This window comes from Streptomyces sp. NPDC020747 (assembly GCF_044334695.1).
Lineage (GTDB): Bacteria > Actinomycetota > Actinomycetes > Streptomycetales > Streptomycetaceae > Streptomyces.
This window is the reverse complement of sequence record NZ_JBIRTJ010000022.1, coordinates 58,028-74,600: the sequence shown is the minus strand read 5'-3', so window position 1 is coordinate 74,600 and position 16,573 is coordinate 58,028. Positions and strand designations below refer to the sequence as shown.

The window sequence follows — 16,573 nt, the reverse complement described above, 5'->3', positions numbered from 1 at the left end:
CCGAGAAGAAGAAGAAGAAGTTCCTGCTCTCCTACGCCCGCCTCGGTGCGTACCTGCGGAGGACGGTTGGGTGATCTGGCCCTTCTGAAGGTCCGCGGGGAGGCCGGTGGGAAGGTCAGTCGGGAAGTTCGCCGGAAGCTCCGTCGGACGGAATACTCTGCCGGTATGAGTGAACGAGGAATGCAGGAGCTGGCCCTGCTGCTCCTGACGGCGCTGGCGGATGCGCCTCGGCACGGATATGCCGTCGCGCAGGAGGTCAAGACCATCACCGACGGCCGGGTGGTGCCGCGCACCGGGGCGCTGTACGGGGCGCTGGACCGGCTGCTGGCGGAAGGTTTCATCCAGGTGGAGCGTGAGGAGGTGGTGGGCGGTCGGGCACGCCGGATCTTCGCCCTCGCTCCCGCCGGGCGGGAGCGGCTGGCGGCCGAGGCGGAGCGGCTGGCCGCCACCGCCCGGGAGGTCAAGCGGCGTCTGGGCACCGGCGGGGCGGCGGCGCTGACATGACCGATCCCCTGCTCCGTCTGTATCCAGCCACGTACCGGGCCGCCTACGGGCAGGAAATCGTCGATGTGCACCGGGAGATGACGGCAGGCATGCCACGCACGGCTCGGCTGCGCGCGGACGCCGACCTGGCCGCGCACGCCGTGCGGGTTCGGCTGGGCCTGGACTCGGCCTCACCCGTGGGGCGCTTCTTCGCCTTGGCGGCCCCGTTCGCTCTGGCGGCCGGCGCGGTGGACAGCGGACTGCACCTGACGCGCTGGTACGCCGGGTTGGTTCGCTCGCCCGCCCCGGTGTGGGTCCAGCTCTCGACGATGGATGGCGCCCGGGCCCTGTACTTGCTGCTCTCACTGCTGGTGTGCCTCGGTGCGGTGATCGCCTTGAACGGCAGGTGGCTGCCGGGTGCGGGTCTGGCCGTGTGCGGGTTGCTGGGGACGGCCGTGCTGTGGGTGGTCGCCACGCCCTCGCCCGGCGAGGGGGCGGGCGCTCCTGTCACCGCGGCCCTGCTGACCGTCGCCGTCGTGCTCAGCTGCCCTCCTGATCGACGTGGTGACAGGCAACTGTCGGCGGCGGCCGCAGCGATGGCGGCCGCGGCATGGTTTCCCGTCGTGGTGGTGGACACCGGGGCGTTCGGCGTGACGACGGACTACGGCGCCTGGCCGATGCTGGTGCTCGCCCTCACGGGGGCCGTCCTCGCCGTGCGCGCCCGTTCCTCCGGCCTGCGTGAGCTCGGCGCGATGGCGGTGGCCTCTTCGCCTCTGGTCGCCCACGCGTACACCGATGCCTGGCTCGAACTCCGGCCCGTGCTGGGCCTGTTCCTCCTGCTGCCGGTCGCGGCGGCGCTCACCGCGTGCCTCCAGGTGGTTCGCCGCCGGCGCTGACACAGCCGGACCTCTCCGACCGACGGCCGCCGCCCGCCGCCCGCCGGCGATTCACGCTCAGTTGCGATAGTCCGTTGAAGTGAATACTCTCCTCGGTGTTCTATTCGTGAGTTCCTTTCGGGCCAGAGAAGACCATCAAGTTGCCGTTCACCTTGTCCCATCCCGCCGCCGTGCTGCCGCTGATGCGCCGGCCGTTCGTTCCGGCCGCTCTGGTCGCGGGCTCCGTGGCACCCGATGTCCCGTACTTCCTCGCCCGCCTCGGCGTGTCGGAGACCGGCCCCCAGGACTGGTACGGGCCGCTCCTCAACGCCACGGAGACCCACTCGTTCGATGCGGGTCTGTTGGTCGGCCTGCCCCTTGCCGTCGGCCTGGTCGCCGCCTACCGGATGCTGCGCGCCCCGGTCAACGCCCTGCTGCCGTCCGGCCTCCGTCTTCCGGAACCCGAGCGGATGACTGGCCTGCGCGCCAAGGCCCGGTACACGATGTGGCTGTTGGTCTCCGCGCTGATCGGCATCGCCTCCCACCTAGCGTGGGATGCCTTCACGCACGGCGACGGCTTCCTCGTCACCCACGTGGAGGTGCTACGAGCCTCGGCCCTGGGCGGCCTGACGGTCGCTCGGCTGTTGCAGTACGTGAGTACCGTCTTCGGCCTGACGGTCGTCGGCCGGCATCTTTGGCGGCGCCGCGACCGGCTGCGTACCCAGGTCAACACCGCAGTCCGCCTGGGCCCTGTCACGAGGTGGAGCGTGGTGGCTCTGCTGGTCCTGTCACCTGTGCTGGGCGGTGCTGTGCATGCCCGCGCCGACTTCAACGCATACCGCCATGTGACTGAGGTGGACTACAGCCGCCCCACCACCGTCGACCTGGGCGACGGAGCGAGCGAGACAACGTACCCCTCCAGGACTGTCCGGGCTCCCTGGGGCACCCTCGCCGAAGGTGTACTGACCGGGGTCGCCACGCGAGCGGGCGCCGCCTTCACGGTCGCTCTGCTGCTGTACGCCGCTGCCTGGCAGATCGGGACTGTCGCCCATCGCCCGACGAAGCGGACCAGCTCCGCGCTCTCGGTCCGGTCCCCCACGCCGCCGCCCTCTGGGTGACCCACTACCGGACCGCGGCCGTCGCGCGGGGGCGGGCACCTGAGTGCCGACCCGGACGATGTGTTCTGCCGGAGTCTCAACCGCTCGCTGGCCCAAGATCTGGGCGGCCTTCCAGGCGAGGTAGTTCCGCTCGGGCGCTTCGGCGAAGGAGGCGTGACGGAGGGCGCCGGCCGAGAGCGACGCCGTACTCACCGAGTCAGGGCTCCACGCCATGCAGGCGACGCAGCCCGCCCATCTGGCCAGCACCCGTCGACGCTTCTTGGGCCAGATCCCCGACGAACTCGTCCCCCGCTCGCGCCAGAACCTTCGCGCACCTCTCCGACTGCTCGTCCCAGCCCGGTCGAACGGCGCCGTCACTCCCCCGCCGGGCCTGGCAGACCTGAGGAATCCACAGAGGTCCCCAGCGAGGCGATCGGCAGCTGTCACATTCGGGCGGCGTGGAGGCCACTGAGCAAGGGAGTGGACGAAACGCGGCACGCGGCCGCTTCCGGCAGTCAGTGGTGCTGCGGCCGGTCGGCGGCGTGGGCGGCGGCGAAGTCCCAGAGGACCGGGAGGAGTTGCTCGGGTGTCTCGGTCTGGGGCATGTGGCCGGTGCCCTCCAGTAGGCGGAACTCCGCGTCGGGGATGGCCTGTGCGTAAGCGCGTCCGTAGTCGGCGTCCACGACCTGGTCGCTCGCACCCCAGGCGACCAGGATGGGGTGGGCGACCTTGGCCAGGCGGTCGGTCAGGGTGGGGTCGGCCATGGCGTGCGGGCCCGAGTAGACCTGCAGGGTGGCCCGGTTGGCGGCCATCACCGCGCGCTGCGCCTCGCTCAGCGCGCTGGGGTCGAAGCGGAACTTCGCGGGGTCGTGGAAGGAGAGGCGGGACAGTTCGACGGGCGTCAGGGAGAAGGTGTCGGCTATCGGATAGCCGGGGACCTGGATGCCGACGGCGTTGACGAGGGTGACGCTGCTGATCCGGTCGCTGCCCAGGGCCGCCAGTTCGGCGGCGATCCAGCCGCCGATCGAGTTGCCGACGACGGCGACGTCGCGCAGGTCGAGTACGTCGAGCAGCCGCGCGTAGACCTGGGCCAGGGTCGTGACGTCGGTCAGCCAGTCGGGGCGGTCGGTGCCGTCGAAGCCGGGGTGGACGGGGGTGAAGACCCTGGCCGGCCGCTGCTCGGCCAGGAGTCCGGCGAACGGGGTGACGGTCTGCGGGCCACCGCCTCCGTGCAGGAGCAGGAAGGGGTACCCCTGCTGTCCTTGGAGGTCGACGGTGACGTCGAGGGTGCCCTGGTCGAGCGTGATGGTGTGGGTGCTGCGGGTCATTCGGTGCTCCTCAAGTGGGCTGTGCCGGAGGGAAGATGGGGTGCCGTCACGCGAAGTCGGTTGCGGGGACGGTGGCGTAGCGGCTCATCGCCTCGATCGTCGACTCAGGGGTCAGTTCCTTGCCACTGGCGATCATGTTCCGCAGGTCGCGGAAGTACTGGACGTACAGGTCGGGTGTGAAGGTGTTGAGCATCACCGCGGGTGTGTCGCCGAGGTTGGCGAAGGTGTGCGGGGCGCCGGGCGGGATCATGGCGAGCGTGCCGGCCGGGGCGGCGTGGGTGGTTTTCCCGATGGTGAAGTGCACGGTGCCGGAGACGACGTAGAAGCCCTCGTCGTGCTGGGCGTGGCGGTGCTGCGGCGGGCCCTGGGTGTGCGGGGCGAGGGTGATCTCCCCGATGCCGAGGCGGTGCCCGGTGGTGGTGCCGTCCTCGAGGATGCGCATCTGTGTGGGGCCCAGCTGGATCGTCTCGCCGTCGTCCGGGCCGACCAAGGAAACGGTGCTCATGGTTCCTCCTGCGCAAACGCTTCGTGAGAGTTGACTCTCATGAGACTAGAGACGCCGAGGCTCGTTATGCAAGTGAACTCTCATAACGAGTGCCCACTGCTAAAATGCGTGTGAGTCAACAGGAGGAGTCCCACGATGACGGCGCAGGCGGGTACCGGCCGCACCAACCAGAAGCAGCGCACACGGATGGCGATCGTGGCGGCCGCCCGGGAACTCATCGGCACGGGCGCCGAGGTGACCATGCCCGCGATCGCCCGGGCGGCCCTGGTCTCCGAGGCAACCGCCTACCGGTACTTCCCCGATCTCCCCTCGCTGATCAGCGAGGCCCTCGCCGGTGTCTGGCCACCCCCCGCCGAGGCGCTCGCGCCGGTCGCGAACTCCTCGGACCCCGTCGAACGCGTCGCTTTCGCCTGCGAGTTCCTGCTGCGCGGCATTCACACCCGCCAGGGCTCGGTCCGCGCGATGATCGCCGCCACCATCACCCGGCCCGAGACGGTGACCACGCGCCCCGGCATCCGCTTCGGACTCATCGACCATGCGCTCCTCCCCCTGGAGGGCACGCTCGGCGCGACGGAGCCGGACGCCTTCGCCCAGCTCAAGCGTGACCTCGCGGTGGTCGTCAGCGCGGAGGCGTTCTTCACCCTCACCGATCTGTGCGGCCTCGATCCCGAGGAGGCCATCACCAGTGCCGTACGGACCGCGACCACCCTCACCGAGGCGGCAGTGCGCTCGATCGCGTAACGCGCGTTGCGGCCGACCCCCGGAGTGCCGCGGATCGCTATTCGAGGCCCTCGGCGAGACGGAAGTCGTCGTCGACCAGGCCCAGTCGGTGGGCCACGACCGCGGCCTGGACGCGGTTGCGCAGTCGCAGTTTGTCCGTGACGGAGGCGACGTGGGTCTTGACCGTGGTCACACCGAGGTGGAGGGTCTCGGCGATCTCGGCGTTGGACTGTCCGAGGCCGACGAGGGCGAGTACGTCTCGTTCGCGGGGTGTGAGGGTCGCCAGAATCGCCGGGTCAGCCGTGTCACCGGTGACATCCTGGTGGTGTGACTGGACGGCGCGCCGGACGACGCGCGCCATGACCGCGGGCGCGAGAAGCGATTCGCCCTGCGCGGCTCGCCGTACGGCGGAGAGCATCGCGTCGGGCTCGCCGTCCTTCAGCAGATAGCCGACGGCTCCGGCGCGCAGTGCACCGTAGACCTCGGCGTCGTCGTCGAAGGTCGTGAGCATCACGATGCGCGTTGCCGGGAGGGTCTTGAGGATGCGGCGGGTGGCCTCGATTCCGTCGACTCGTGGCATGCGCAGGTCCATGAGGACGACGTCCGGGCGCAGCCGCTCGGCCATGCGTACGGCTTCGAGCCCGTCGGTGGCCTCGCCGACCACGTCCTCCCCGGCCGTACGCAGCAGGAGGGTGACCCCGGCGCGTACAAGGGTCTGGTCGTCGACGACGAGTACGCGGATCATGAGCGGGCTCCCAGGGGCAGCGTGACGCGCAGTCGCCAGCCGCCGGTGCGGGTGGGGCCGGCGGCCAGAGTGCCGCCGAGGATCTCGACGCGTTCGCGCATGCCGACGAGGCCGTGCCCCGACGCGGGCAGAGTGGGATGCGGGCCGACCGGTCCGGAGTTGGCCACTTCCACCGACAGTTGGGTGTCGTCGACGTCCACGGTGGTTTCGACCTCGGCGCCGGGGCCGGCGTGCTTGAGCGCGTTGGTGAGTGCCTCCTGTACGACGCGGGCGGCCGTCACCCGGAGCGTGAGCGGTGCCTCGAGCGTGCCGTCGTCGAGGTGGGCGACCACGTGCAGTCCGGCGGTGCGGCTGCGCTGGACCGCGTCGGTGATCATCTGCTCGGGGTCGACCAGGGATGCCTGGTCGGATTGGTTGCGCAGCACGCGCAGCAGGCTGCGCAGGTCGACGAGGGCCTGGCCCGCGCTCGTGTGGATCGCGCCCAACGAGTCGACGGCCACGCTCAGGCGCTGTTCGGGGTCGGGTGCGTGGGTGGCGGCGTACTGCGCTGTGCCTGCCTGCAGCGCGATCGCGGACACGTGGTGTGCCACCAGGTCGTGCAGATCGCCTGCGATCCGGGCCCGCTCGGCCAGCCGGATGGCCTGCGTCTCGACGTCCCGCCGCTGCTCGGCGTCGCGAACTCGCTCCTCGGCGACGGCCGCGGCCAGGCGGACGCCGGCGAGGTAACACCCGAACACGACCGGCGCCGCCACCGACAGGGCCAGCGTGACGATCCGCACCAGCCCGTCGACGCCGGTCAGCAGCCCGCCGTCGTCACTGCCGAACGCCACGAGGATCGTCGCGTACCCGGCGATGTACGCGGCGACGGTGGCGGGCCAGCGGTGCCGGTACGCCACCGCTCCGAGCGCCACCACCCCCGCCAGCGGGGCGACATGGCTGCAGACGGGAAGGACGGCGTCACCGACGAGGGTCAAAGCCACCTCGGCCGCGAAAACGGTCAGAGGTACATGGCGTACGAGGCCGAGCGCCACCGCAGCCGTCCCGACCAGGAACCACTCCGTGGCCCCTCCCCCGGACGGTGGACCGAGGACGATGCTCACGGCCGCGAGCCCGCCCGCGACGGCCACGGTCGCGGCGTCGAGCCGGGACCATCGAGCACGGAATCTCTCCACCTGGCCAGACTACGGCGCGATCGCCGACGGCCCCCTCCTCCGACCGGTCGCCCCGTCTCCTCCTTCTGGCCGCGGCTGCGGCCCCTGGCACGAAGCCGGCCGGGGTGCTTCTCCCTAGCGTCGATGCCCTGACCACCGTCGTCGCGTGTCTCGCGGCGGCCGTTCACGAAGGGCACATGACGTGACGTTTTTCGGAGAGTTCCTGCGCAGTCCACTGACCGTGGGGGCGGTCGCGCCGAGCAGCGGCGCGCTCGCTCGGGTGGTCACGGCGCCGGTGCCGGGAAGCGGAGATCCGGTGGTGGTCGAGCTGGGCCCGGGAACGGGCGCGTTCACCGGTGCCATTCAGCATCGTCTCGGCGGCCGGGGCCGGCACATCGCCGTGGAGATCAACGAGCGGTTCGCCGCGCGGCTGGCGGCCCGGCATCCGGGGGTGGACGTGGCGCGGGCCGACGCCGGGGGCCTCGCCGGAGTGCTCGGCGAGCGTGGCATCGAGCGGGCCGATGTGATCGTCAGCGGCCTGCCGTGGGGTGCGTTCGGTGAGAACGAGCGCCGTGCCGTTCTCGCAGCGGTGATGGGCGGGCTGTCGGAGTCCGGGGCCTTCACGACGTTCGCGTACGTGCATGCCCGCTGGGCGAGTCCTGCGCGGCGGCTGCTGCGGTCGTTGGAGTCGCGCTTCGACGAGGTCGTGGTGGGCCGGACGGTGTGGGGCAACCTGCCGCCGGCGTTGGTCTACCACTGCCGTCGTCCGGCGTGGTGACCCGCCTTCGAGATGCGGTCCGCTGATCGGCCCGCGCGGTCCGCCCCGGTGACTTGGCTCGGCTTTGGTTCGGTGCTTGAGCCCGGTGATCCGGGCGGGCGATGAGAAGTCCTGATGGCACGTGAAGGCGAGGCATTGTGATGGCAGACATCGACGACCGGAGCCCGGTGGTGGGTCCGTTGGGCCGGTTGGGCCGGTTCGCGTACCGGCGTCGTGGCCGGGTGTTGCTGTTGTGGCTGGCCGGGCTGGTGGCGGCCGTGGCGCTGTCGGCGACGTTCGCGGGCGAGTTCACCGCGGACTACTCGGCACCCGGATCGGACTCGAAGAAGGCCCAGATGGTGCTGGAGCAGCGGTTCCCGAGCCAGTCCAACGCGGTCGTCACGGTCGTGGTGCAGGCGGACGCCGGCGTGCGGGACGCGGGTGTCCGGCAGCAAGTGGCCGAGCTGCTGGACGAGTTGACCTCGGTGCCGCACGTGGCGGGCGTCAACGATCCGTACGCGACCTTGGGCGCGGTGTCCGCCGACGGGCGCACGCTGCTGGCGAACCTGCGCCTGGACGTGGTGAACGCGACGGACATGCCGGTCGAGGACAGTACCCGGCTGATCGACGTCGCCGAGGAGAGCAGTACGGCCGGGATGCGGGTGGCGCTCGGCGGGCAGGCGATCTTCCTGGCCGAGGGCGGCTCGATCGGCTCGGAAGCGATCGGGCTGGCGGTCGCCGCCCTGATCCTGCTGCTGACTTTCGGCAGCGTGGTCGCGGCCGGGCTGCCGTTGCTCGTGGCGGTGGCGGGGCTGGCGGTCAGCGGCGCGTTGACCGGTGTGGTGATCCGGTTCGTCGACGCGCCCGAGTGGTCGACGTCGCTCGCGGCCATGCTGGGCATAGGCATCGGTATCGACTACGTCCTGTTGATGGTGACCCGGTTCCGTGAGTGGCGGGCGGCCGGGCTCGATCCGGAGGCGGCCACGGTGGCCACGCTCGACACGGCCGGACGCTCGGTCGTGGTCGCCGGCGTCACGGTCGTCGTCAGCCTGCTCGGCCTGTTCGCCATGGGTCTGTCGTACATGCGTGGTGCCGCGCTGGTGGCGATCGTCGGGGTCCTGGTCGTACTGGCCGCGAGTGTGACGCTGTTCCCGGCGCTGCTCGGCCTTCTGGGTCGTCACGTCGACCGGTTGAGGCTGCCTGGTCGCCGCCGCACGGCCGTGGTGAGCGCCGACGGGCACGTCAAGCCGAGCCGGGCCTGGCTGCGGTGGAGCGGGCTCGTCCAGCGCCACCGGTACGCGGCAGGGGCGGTGGGCCTGGCCGCGATGCTGGCGCTGGCCGTGCCGTTCCTGAACGTTCAGTTCGGCTTCCCCGACGCGGGCAACAACCGGGCCGAGACGACGACCCGGCAGTCGTACGACCTCATCTCCAACGGGTTCGGGATCGGCGCCAACGGGCCCGTCCGCCTGGCCGTCCAGCTCCCCGACGGCGACGACTCGGTCCTGACCCGGCTGAGCGCCGCCGCCACCGACACCCCCGGCGTCGCGTCGGTCTCGCCACCACTGCTCAACCAGGCCGGTGACACCGCCGTCCTGACCCTCACGCCGACCACCGGTCCGCAGGACGAGGCAACGCAGGATCTGGTGCACCGCCTGCGGGACACCACCGTCCCGGCGGCGATCGACGGTACGGACGCGACGGTCCTGGTCGGCGGGACCGCGGCGACGTCGATCGACAGCACCACCGATCTGGCCGGCCGCATCCCGTACCTGATCATCGGGGTCGTCCTGCTGTCGATGCTGTTGCTGCTCGTCGCGTTCCGCAGCATCGCGGTGGCGGTCAAGGCCGCCGTGATGAACCTGCTGTCCGTCGCAGCCTCGTACGGGGTGGTCGCCCTGGTCCTACAGGGCGGCTGGGCAGGGCAGTTGATCGGTATCGACACCCCGACACCGTTGCCGCCGTTCGTCACCGTCCTCATGTTCGCGGTGCTGTTCGGGCTGTCCATGGACTATGAGGTCTTCCTCCTCAGCCGGGTGCGCGAATCGTGGATCCGGACCGGTGACAACGCCCGGGCGGTGACGGAGGGTCTCGCCGGTACGGGTCGGGTCATCACCGCCGCTGCCGCAATCATGATCGCGGTGTTCGTGGCGTTCGTGCCGAGCCCGGACGTGGTCCTGAAGCTGATCGGCGTCGGTATGGCGGCAGCCATCCTCCTCGACGCGACCGTCGTACGGCTCCTGCTGGTCCCGGCGGCGATGCACATGCTCGGCCGATTCAACTGGTGGATCCCGCGCCGACTCGACCGCGGGTTGCCGCAGTTGCACGTCGAGGGCCACCCGGAGCACCACGCCCCGGCCCCGCCCAGCCCAGCGCCTGTGCGCGCCTGACGCGCCACTGCGGCAACGAGACATCCGGTCGGCCATCACACGTCTGGTGGCCGACCGCCGGCAAGAGCGGGAGAGGACCGAAATCATGAGAGTGCAGAGGGCCGGAGAGGTCGCCATGCCACTGGCTGCGGCGGGATCCACGTTCGGCCGCTTCGGCCGGCTGAGGGAGGAAGAGCAGTGACGGAGAAAGTGCTGGTCACGGGCGGCACGGGATACGTCGCCGGCTGGGTCATCGTCGCGCTGCTCGAGCGCGGCTACGAGGTCCGCACGACGGTGCGCAGCCCAGCCAAGGAGAAGGCGGTCCGCGACGCGGTGTCGACCGTGACGGCTCCCGGCGACCGGCTGAGCTTCGCCGTCGCCGACCTCACCGCCGACGAGTGGTGGGATGCCGCGGTGGCGGGCGTCGACCATGTGCTGCACGTGGCCTCCCCGCTCGGGGACGAGGACTCGCGCGATGCCGAGGCGCTCATCGTCCCGGCCCGGGAGGGCGCTCTGCGCGTGTTGCGGGCGGCGTCGGCGGCCGGTGTGAAGCGGGTGGTGATGACGTCCGCGGCGAACGCCGCGAGCCCGTCCTCCTATACGGAGGAGGGCGTGACCGACGAGACGTTGTGGACCGATCCGGACGATCCGACGTTGATCCCCTACCGCAGGTCCAAGACGGTTGCCGAGAAGGCGGCCTGGGACTTCGTCGCCGACGACGAGGGCTCGACCACGCTGACGACGATTCTGCCCGGCGCCGTGTTCGGCCCGATCCTCACCACCCGCAACCTCGGCTCGGTCCGCATCATCGAGCGGATGGTGGCGGGCAGGATGCCGGGTACTCCACGGATCGGGCTGGAGATCGTCGACGTCCGCGACCTCGCGGACATCCACATCCGTGCGATGACGTCGCCGGAAGCCGCGGGCCAGCGGTTTCTGGCCACGGGAGAGTTCACCTGGATGCGGGAGGTGGCTCAGGCGCTTCGGGCCGGGCTCGGTCCGGCCGGGGCCAAGGTGCCCACGCGTCAACTGCCCGACTTCGTGGTCCGTTTCGCGTCGTTGTTCGACCGCCCGCTTCGGGCGATCACCGTCTCCCTCGGGCGCCGCAACCGCCACAGCACCGAGAAGGCGAGGCGTGTCCTGGGCTGGCAGCCCCGGCCGGCGGCCGAGACCGTTGTCGACTGTGCGAGGAGCCTGATCGACTGGGGGGTCGTCCAGGTCGACAAAGGGCAGCGGGAGGGCTGACCTTCAGGACGGGCGGACCACAGGAAGCCCGGCCTTCAAGGGAACGCCTGGCCACGGTCCGCTCGCTCTGTCTCGGCGTCGGTGGGTCAAGAGTCGACGTTCTGCTGCACCGCGCCCATCGTCAACTCGGTGAGCCGGTCGAGGTACCGGTCGTCCACCGGCCGGTCGTGGGTGAGGCGCCAGAACACCGGTGCGATGGTCATGTCCAGGACCAGGTCGACGTCGTCGGCGGCCAGTTCGCCCCGGTCGCGCGCCCGGTGCAGCGCTGCGTAGGCCCACGTCACACGCGGACCCGTGACGTGCTTGGCCACCGCCTCGGCGAGCACGGGGTTGCGGTCGGACTCGGCGATCAGGTCGGGCAGCACCGCCCGGATGCGCGGGTCGCTGAGCCAGTCGAAGGCGGCCTGCATCACCGCTCGCACGTCACCGCGCAGGGACCCGGTGTCCGGGGCCGGGCCTATCGGAGTGCTGAGCCGAACGAGCCCGGCGACGATCATCTCCAGCTTGGACGGCCAGCGCCGGTAGATCGCGCTCTTGCCGACATCCGCGCGCTTCGCCACGCCGTCCATCGTCACGCGCGCATAGCCCGACTCCACCAGCAGGTCGATGGCCGCCTCGGTGATGACATCGGTGACCGCCTGATTGAACACTGCGGCCCCTGTAGGGCTGCGTCGGGGCTTCGTCATGCACTCATCCTAGCTCAGGACGGGACGGTATCGTCCCGGCCGTGTGCTACGGTCCAGTGGAACGGACGGGACGGTACCGTCCCGTCCAGATAAATGGGGAGGACCAACTCATGCCTACTGTTCTTGTCACAGGCGGAACCGGGACCACCGGCCGGCGGGTCGCCGCGTTCCTGCGTACTCGGGGCGTGGCGGTGCGAACGGCCAGCCGGAACCCGGTGGCCGGCGACGACCAGCACGTGATTTTCGACTGGGCGGACCCGGGCACCTTCGCCGCAGCCGTGGACGGCGTGGACCGGGTGTTCCTGGTGGCGCCGCTCAGTGACTCCGACCCCGCCTCGGTCGTCGGTGACTTCCTCGACAGGGCCGTCGCGGCCGGCACCCGGCGGGTGGCACTGCTCAGCTCGTCCGCGGTCACCGACTCGGCGTCGGGACTGGGTGCCCTGCCGCCGCTGGTACGGGCCCGCGTCCCGGAGGCGGCGGTGCTGCGGCCCTCCTGGTTCATGCAGAACTTCGTCGGGAGCCACCCCGTCGCGGTCGGTATCCGGGAGCACGGGCGGATCACCACCGCCACCGGTCGCGGGCGGGTTGCCTTCATCGACCCCGACGACATCGCCGCCGTCGCCGGTCAGCTGCTGCTCGGGGAGCCGATCCCCGACGGTGAGCTGATCCTGACCGGCCCGCAGGCCCTGAGCTACGACGAGGCCGCCGCCGTGGTCGGCGAGGTCACCGGCACGGCGGTGCACCACACCTCGATCACGGTCGAGGAGCTGACCGCGGCGATCGAGGCGAGCGGAGTGCCCCATGACTACGCCCGCGTGCTCGCCGCGATGGACCAGGAGATCGCCGGAGGCAGCGAGGAGCGCGTCACCACGACCGTGCGGGACGTGACGGGCCGAGCGCCTCGTTCGTTCCGCGACTTCCTGATCGACGCCCACCGGACCAACTCGGCCCACCCGTCGCCGGCGGTGGCCTGATGCGCCCCGTGCTGTTCGCCGACGACCGGCAGTTCTGGTTCGAGACGCTGCGAATCCTCGGACACGCCGCCTACGGCGGATCCGACATCGGCGAGGTGCTGACCACCGCCGAGGCGATCACCTCCGGCGACTACGACAGCTGGCACGACGCGTGGCGAACTACCGCCGACCGGGTCGCCGAACAGGCCGAGACCAGCTTGAACGCCGGACACCGGGTGAGCGCCCGCGACGGCATGCTCCGCGCGGCGACGTACTACAGCACCGCCGAGTTCTTCCTCCACGGCGACCCCGACGACCCTCGGATCAACGACGCCTACGAGCGCGGTGCCGCCTGCTTCGCGACGGCGGCGGGTCTGTATCAGCCCGTGATCGAGCCGGTGCGGATCCCGTACGAGGGGACCGTGCTGGAGGGCTGGTTCTACCGGCCCTCCCTCGACGGGGCCCCGCGTCCGACGCTGGTGATGCACAACGGCTTCGACGGCAGCGCCGAGGAACTGCACTACCTGGGCGGGCTGGCCGCCCTCGACCGCGGGTACAACGCGCTGTCCTTCGACGGGCCCGGGCAGCCCAGCGCGATCCACCGCCGCGGCCTGGTCCTGCGCCCCGACTGGGAGCACGTGGTCGGCCCGGTCCTCGACCACCTGGGAACCCTGCCCGGCATCGACCACGACCGGGTCGCGCTGATGGGCGTCAGCCTGGGCGGGATGCTCGCACCACGGGCCGCCGCGCATGAACCGCGCCTCGCCGCCGTGGTCGTCGTGGACGGTGTGTACGACGCCGCCGAGGCGCTGACCGGACTGCTGCCCATGCCCCGCGCGGAGGTCGAACGACGCACCCGCGCCGATCACGACCCGGCCTTCGACGACCTGCTCGAACAGGCCGCGGCGGACAGCCCCACCCTGCGGTGGGCGCTCGGCCACGGCCGCTACGCCACCGGCAGCGCCACCTCTCGGGAGTTCCTGGCCCGCTATCTGGACTACCACCTGCGCGACGGGGTGGCCGAGCGCGTCAACTGCCCGGTGCTGGTCTGCTCGGCGGGCGACGACCTGTTCTTCGCCGGGGACGGGACGACGAAGCCCCAGCCCCAGGAGCTCTACGACCGCCTCACCGCCCCCGCGCACCTGCAGCACTTCACCGCCGCCGAAGGCGCCGACGCCCACGGCCACGCCGGCGCCGAACGCCTGGCCATGGCCCGCGTCTTCGACTGGCTCGACACCACCCTGGGCCACGCCGACGACAGCCGGCACGACCACACCACCAGCACCAGCACCAGCACCAGCACCAGCACTCAACACCTTGTGGAGACCTCATGAACCTGCGGGAAATCAGCGACCGGTTCGAGATTCAGGACGCCGTCCACCAGCTTGTCCGGGGTTTCGACCGCCGCGACTGGCACACCGTCGAGCACCTGCTCGCGGAAACCGTCGTATCGGACTACACCGCGATGCTGGGCGGTGAACCGGAGTCACGCACCGCCGCGGAGCAGACCAAGCACTACCGGGAGCAGCTCGACCCCTTGGACTCGACGATGCACGCGGCGACGACGATGCTGGTCGACCTGGACGGCGACCGCGCCACGGCGAGCGTCAACATCCTCACGTGGCTGCGCCGCGAAGCCGCCCAGGACGGCCCGTTGTGGTCCAACGGCGCCGCCGGGGAGATCGGACTGATACGCACCGAGGGCCGCTGGCTCATCGCCCGGATCACCGTGCGACCGGCCTGGGCCGAGGGCAACCGAGGCGTCCTCGACCCCGCCCACTGAGCCGGCACCGTCCGGCCCCGCACGTCCGTCCGGCACGTCCGTCCAAGGCGTTCGTCCTGCGCTCAGGATGTCGCGTGGCCGGCAGCCCTGGCCAACCCGGCACCACCGACCCGAGCCAAAAGACACCGTCGTTGCCTCCGGAGGACTGAAGTCGTCGTCCGGGCCGGTCCTCCGGACCCCGGTCCCCGGATAGGTCCTCAACTGCATTGACCCTGGGGCCCGTGCGAAGCAGGCACGGGCCCCAGTCGGCTGCCCCTCGTCACCCGAACTGGCCGGGCTGGTAGTCGCCGGCGGGCTGCTGGACCATGACGTTCAGGCGGTTGAAGGCGTTGATGATGGCAATGACCGACACCAGGGAGGCGAGCTGCTCCTCGTCGTAGTACTTGGCGGCGTTCGCCCAGGCCTCGTCCGTGACTCCACCTGCCGCGTCGGCGATGCGGGTGCCCTGTTCCGTCAGTTCCAGGGCCGCGCGCTCGGCGTCGGTGAACACCGTGGCCTCACGCCAGGCCGCGACCAGGTTGAGGCGCACCGAGGACTCCCCCGCGTGGGCGGCGTCCTTGGTGTGCATGTCGGTGCAGAAGCCACAGCCGTTGATCTGGCTGGCCCGCAGCCTGACCAGCTCCTGGGTCGCGGCCGGCAGCGTCGACTCCCCCATCACCTTGCCCGCCGAGACGATGTGCTTCAGCGACTTGACCGCGAGCGGGATCTCGAAAAGGTTCAGACGGGCTTCCATGGTGCACTCCCTTGCCGTTGTTGGCGGATACACCTCTATGACGGGCCGGCCCGGCGAGATGTGACATCGCCGAATGTGACGCGCGTCTCGGTAGGGGAGAATCGGGGGCACGTCCGCTCTCGCCCGTCAGCAGGAGTCGCCCATGTCCATCCGCCGAGTCATGCCCGACATCCGATCGGAGGCCATGGAGGAGAGCCGGGACTTCTACGGCCTCCTTGGGTTCGAAGAGGTCATGAACCTGGGCTGGGTCATGACGCTCGCCTCCCCTTCCAATCCCACGGCGCAAGTCACCTTCATGAGCCAGGACAAGACCGCACCGGTCATGCCCGACATGAGTGTCGAGGTGGACGACGTGGACGCGGTCCATGCGGCGATGCGAGAGAGCGGCGCGCAGATCGTGCACCCCTTGCGGGACGAGGAGTGGGGAGTACGCCGGTTCTTCGTCCGTGACCCCAACGGCAAGGTGGTCAATGTACTGAGCCACCAATGACACCGCGCAATGCCCCACCTGATCCACGGCGGCACGTTGGTGGCACGTAGCGGCCTGAGGGCGGCAGCGGATCGCACGCTCGTGGAGAGGTGCCGTTGCGCGGCGTCAGGACCGAGGCGCCGTTTCGAGCTCCCGCTTCAGGTTGCGCAGAGTCCTGTCGATGTTGCGAACCTGGAAGTCCGCGAACGTGTGGCCTCCGGTGGCCACGCGGTCGAACACGTTGGTCACGAAGGTCGGCCAGGAACGTCGGTCGTCGGTCCAGGTCTCGGTGACCCGCGTCGCGTCGCCATCCTGCTCGAAGCGGTACTCCCAGGTGGCGATCGAGCCTCTCAGGCGGGGGCGGTTGAGCCCGATCGCGTGGACCCGGAAGGCGAAACGGCTGCCCGGCTCCGCCGCCGTCACCGTGCATCGAGTCACCCAGCGGAAGGCGCCACGCTTGTTGCGCCCTTCGAAAGTCAACCCGAGCGTGGCCGGCTCCTCGGGCTCCGGCACGGTCGCGCCGAGGTTCTCCGGGCTCCAGCGCCCCATGTCGGCAGGGCGGCTGACCGCCTCGTACGCGACAGCCGGTGGCACCTCGATGAGGACGCTGCGGGACACGGTGAACGTACGGGCCACGATGGACTCCTTCTCCCGGCACACTGATTACTCGCCGGTAA

At 70.7% G+C, this 16,573-nt stretch carries 18 protein-coding genes; 11 read left to right on the top strand and 7 right to left on the bottom strand.

All coding sequences use genetic code 11. The annotated features are described in order from the left end of the window. Positions 1-165 precede the first annotated feature (165 nt). From ACH4YP_RS42395 to ACH4YP_RS42385, 3 genes are all read left to right on the top strand, one after another. Positions 166-504, top strand: a complete 339-nt coding sequence (locus ACH4YP_RS42395; protein ID WP_398496527.1) for a PadR family transcriptional regulator — start codon at positions 166-168, stop codon at positions 502-504. Next, a complete protein-coding gene (locus ACH4YP_RS42390; protein ID WP_398496525.1) occupies positions 501-1,379 on the top strand; it encodes a hypothetical protein in 879 nt (292 codons plus the stop codon). Before ACH4YP_RS42395 ends, ACH4YP_RS42390 begins: the two co-directional genes overlap by 4 nt. 140 nt (positions 1,380-1,519) lie before the next feature. Continuing rightward, on the top strand, positions 1,520-2,476 hold the full coding sequence (locus ACH4YP_RS42385; RefSeq protein WP_398496523.1) for a DUF4184 family protein: 957 nt from the start codon (positions 1,520-1,522) through the stop codon (positions 2,474-2,476). 494 nt (positions 2,477-2,970) lie between these two features. Here ACH4YP_RS42385 and ACH4YP_RS42380 read toward each other — a convergent pair whose 3' ends face one another. Together ACH4YP_RS42380 and ACH4YP_RS42375 are read right to left on the bottom strand one after the other, a co-directional pair. Continuing rightward, entirely contained in the window at positions 2,971-3,783 is an 813-nt protein-coding gene (locus ACH4YP_RS42380; RefSeq protein ID WP_398496522.1) for an alpha/beta fold hydrolase, read from the bottom strand. A gap of 46 nt (positions 3,784-3,829) precedes the next feature. After that, the gene (locus ACH4YP_RS42375) at positions 3,830-4,288 is read right to left on the bottom strand and encodes a cupin domain-containing protein (RefSeq protein WP_398496520.1); all 459 of its coding nucleotides are present in this window, start codon (positions 4,286-4,288) and stop codon (positions 3,830-3,832) included. 135 nt (positions 4,289-4,423) lie between these two features. Between ACH4YP_RS42375 and ACH4YP_RS42370 the strand changes: the two genes are divergently transcribed. Continuing rightward, on the top strand, positions 4,424-5,029 hold the full coding sequence (locus tag ACH4YP_RS42370; protein ID WP_398496518.1) for a TetR/AcrR family transcriptional regulator: 606 nt from the start codon (positions 4,424-4,426) through the stop codon (positions 5,027-5,029). Between the two features lie 37 nt (positions 5,030-5,066). Here ACH4YP_RS42370 and ACH4YP_RS42365 read toward each other — a convergent pair whose 3' ends face one another. Further along, positions 5,067-5,753: a response regulator gene (locus ACH4YP_RS42365; protein WP_398496516.1), complete on the bottom strand. Its 687-nt coding sequence runs from the start codon at positions 5,751-5,753 to the stop codon at positions 5,067-5,069. Next, positions 5,750-6,925: a histidine kinase gene (locus ACH4YP_RS42360; RefSeq protein ID WP_361061260.1), complete on the bottom strand. Its 1,176-nt coding sequence runs from the start codon at positions 6,923-6,925 to the stop codon at positions 5,750-5,752. The genes ACH4YP_RS42365 and ACH4YP_RS42360 overlap by 4 nt, the downstream gene beginning before the upstream one ends. Before the next feature lie 181 nt (positions 6,926-7,106). On the opposite strand from ACH4YP_RS42360, the gene ACH4YP_RS42355 reads away from it, so the two are divergent. The 3 genes from ACH4YP_RS42355 to ACH4YP_RS42345 all read left to right on the top strand — a co-directional run bounded on the left by ACH4YP_RS42355 (position 7,107) and on the right by ACH4YP_RS42345 (position 11,272). Beyond that, complete coding sequence (locus ACH4YP_RS42355; protein ID WP_398496514.1) at positions 7,107-7,682, top strand: class I SAM-dependent methyltransferase; 576 nt, start codon at positions 7,107-7,109, stop codon at positions 7,680-7,682. 140 nt (positions 7,683-7,822) lie between these two features. Further along, positions 7,823-10,048, top strand: coding sequence for an MMPL family transporter (locus ACH4YP_RS42350; RefSeq protein WP_398496513.1), 2,226 nt, complete (start codon positions 7,823-7,825; stop codon positions 10,046-10,048). 177 nt (positions 10,049-10,225) lie between these two features. Continuing rightward, positions 10,226-11,272: an NAD-dependent epimerase/dehydratase family protein gene (locus ACH4YP_RS42345; protein ID WP_361061254.1), complete on the top strand. Its 1,047-nt coding sequence runs from the start codon at positions 10,226-10,228 to the stop codon at positions 11,270-11,272. A gap of 86 nt (positions 11,273-11,358) precedes the next feature. Here ACH4YP_RS42345 and ACH4YP_RS42340 read toward each other — a convergent pair whose 3' ends face one another. Continuing rightward, positions 11,359-11,958, bottom strand: coding sequence for a TetR/AcrR family transcriptional regulator (locus ACH4YP_RS42340; RefSeq protein WP_361061252.1), 600 nt, complete (start codon positions 11,956-11,958; stop codon positions 11,359-11,361). Positions 11,959-12,068: 110 nt separating this feature from the next. On the opposite strand from ACH4YP_RS42340, the gene ACH4YP_RS42335 reads away from it, so the two are divergent. Genes ACH4YP_RS42335 through ACH4YP_RS42325 form a run of 3 tightly spaced genes read left to right on the top strand, consistent with a single transcriptional unit; the run spans position 12,069 to position 14,694 of the window. Further along, positions 12,069-12,932: an NAD(P)H-binding protein gene (locus tag ACH4YP_RS42335; protein ID WP_398496510.1), complete on the top strand. Its 864-nt coding sequence runs from the start codon at positions 12,069-12,071 to the stop codon at positions 12,930-12,932. Further along, complete coding sequence (locus tag ACH4YP_RS42330) at positions 12,932-14,245, top strand: alpha/beta hydrolase (RefSeq protein ID WP_398496508.1); 1,314 nt, start codon at positions 12,932-12,934, stop codon at positions 14,243-14,245. The genes ACH4YP_RS42335 and ACH4YP_RS42330 overlap by 1 nt, the downstream gene beginning before the upstream one ends. Next, positions 14,242-14,694, top strand: coding sequence for a nuclear transport factor 2 family protein (locus ACH4YP_RS42325; RefSeq protein ID WP_398496506.1), 453 nt, complete (start codon positions 14,242-14,244; stop codon positions 14,692-14,694). Before ACH4YP_RS42330 ends, ACH4YP_RS42325 begins: the two co-directional genes overlap by 4 nt. A gap of 259 nt (positions 14,695-14,953) precedes the next feature. On the opposite strand, the gene ACH4YP_RS42320 is transcribed toward ACH4YP_RS42325, so the two are convergent. Then, the gene (locus ACH4YP_RS42320; RefSeq protein ID WP_361061245.1) at positions 14,954-15,427 is read right to left on the bottom strand and encodes a carboxymuconolactone decarboxylase family protein; all 474 of its coding nucleotides are present in this window, start codon (positions 15,425-15,427) and stop codon (positions 14,954-14,956) included. A 142-nt stretch (positions 15,428-15,569) separates the two neighbouring features. On the opposite strand from ACH4YP_RS42320, the gene ACH4YP_RS42315 reads away from it, so the two are divergent. Beyond that, positions 15,570-15,917 (top strand): VOC family protein, encoded by a 348-nt coding sequence (locus ACH4YP_RS42315; RefSeq protein WP_361061243.1) that lies wholly within the window; start codon positions 15,570-15,572, stop codon positions 15,915-15,917. A gap of 105 nt (positions 15,918-16,022) precedes the next feature. On the opposite strand, the gene ACH4YP_RS42310 is transcribed toward ACH4YP_RS42315, so the two are convergent. Continuing rightward, positions 16,023-16,532 carry an SRPBCC family protein gene (locus ACH4YP_RS42310; RefSeq protein WP_398496504.1) on the bottom strand — a complete coding sequence of 170 codons (510 nt, stop codon included), beginning with the start codon at positions 16,530-16,532 and terminating at the stop codon, positions 16,023-16,025. Positions 16,533-16,573 lie beyond the last annotated feature (41 nt).